Source organism: Lawsonibacter sp. LCP25S3_E2 (genome assembly GCF_052117285.1).
In the GTDB taxonomy this organism is placed as follows: Bacteria; Bacillota; Clostridia; order Oscillospirales; family Oscillospiraceae; genus Lawsonibacter.
Map to the genome: position 1 here is coordinate 1 of NZ_JBQKJL010000063.1, position 1,388 is coordinate 1,388.

A 1,388-nucleotide genomic window follows, 5' to 3' on the forward strand; every position below is an offset into this window, starting at 1 on the left:
AAGGTGAGCATTTGGTACTTGGGAAAAACATTGCTCACGACATGAAATCTGGTGCTGAAGGTGCTCACTTTTTTGGGGCCCTTTTGCTCACATTTTCGTTTGACAAACACATTTCAGTGCTATTTTTTCTCCATCATAGCCGTTAAAAGTAAATATCTCCATAATTATTTCTCGCTTTCATCCCGTCAAATTCCGATTTCTTTACCTCATCATAGCATATCCCCGGTAATGTGTAAAGCCAAATTCTACACCGAAAGGAGATCTTAACCTTGAAAAATACAACACAATTCCATATCCGACCTGCCCGCCCGGAGGAGGCGGGCTTATTTTATACCCCGCACCCCGAAGAAGATAAGCGGCTGGGTACCGTTGGCCATGTCCGCATGGACTTCGGGCGCAGCGGCAACGAGTTCTGGCATACATGGTGGCCCCGCGGCCCGGAGGAGCTGAACAGCCCCGCGTTCAAAGCGGAGTTGCAGCAGATCGTTGGTAAGCTCCGTGGAGATGTGCTGAAAAGCCGCTTCGCGATGGAGCGTTTTTGCTATGACCACGGCGGGAAAATCGACGGCGGCTATGTACAGAACTACGGCTACATCGTGGAAACGGAGCGCTACCGCTACTGCCTGCGCTGCAACCCGTCTCCCGGAGATTATAATGGCTACCTTGCGGTATACGATTTGGCCGTTCAGCGGCAGAACATGGCGCGGGACAAGCCGCTGGTAGGCCGTGTCACCTATGCCAACGGCGATACACAGGAGTTTACCGATGCTGAAGCCTTTCTCAAGTGCCTGCGGGAAGAACTTCCGTACCGCTCAACCACAGGTTTCCGTTACGAGGTGCTGACCGACGATCCCAGCGTCCGCAAGCAGGTGGACGATATCGTTTTTGACCTTTATGGCGAGGAAAATCCCCGCCAGTTGGAGGAATACCAAAAAACGCCCGATCAGGGCATGACAATGGGAGGAATGTGAGTATGGAGAGAAAAATGGTGAATTTTATCAAGGAGCAGTATCCCCCCGGCACCCGCATCCGGCTCAATTCGATGGAGGACCCTTATCATCCCATTCTTCCCGGCACCGAGGGTGAGGTGGACTTCGTGGACGATGGGGGGCAAATTTTCATGAAGTGGAACAATGGCCGCACGCTGCCGCTCGCCCCCGGCGAGGACAGCTTCACCGTACTGCCGCCCAAGCTGACCACCCTCAAGCTGTATATGCCCCTGACCGCCGATCTCTACGAGCGGAACGAGTACGGCGAATTCGATGATTGCAGCACATTGCTGGAGGGCAGTGAGCTGCGGGGCTATCAGGATCAGATCACGGCGGCACTGGCGAAAAACCGGATGCCGGAGGAGGCGGAGCGGGGTCTCATGCATTGGTATGATGGTG

2 protein-coding genes are annotated in these 1,388 nt (G+C 54.0%); both read left to right on the plus strand.

Going from position 1 to position 1,388, the window contains the following annotated elements; genetic code table 11:
* The first annotated feature begins 269 nt into the window (after positions 1-269).
* On the plus strand, positions 270-971 hold the full coding sequence (locus ACTQ3R_RS16485; protein ID WP_441780227.1) for a hypothetical protein: 702 nt from the start codon (positions 270-272) through the stop codon (positions 969-971).
* A gap of 2 nt (positions 972-973) precedes the next feature.
* On the plus strand, positions 974-1,388 hold a 415-nt coding region (locus ACTQ3R_RS16490; RefSeq protein WP_441780226.1), incomplete at its 3' end, for a DUF4314 domain-containing protein.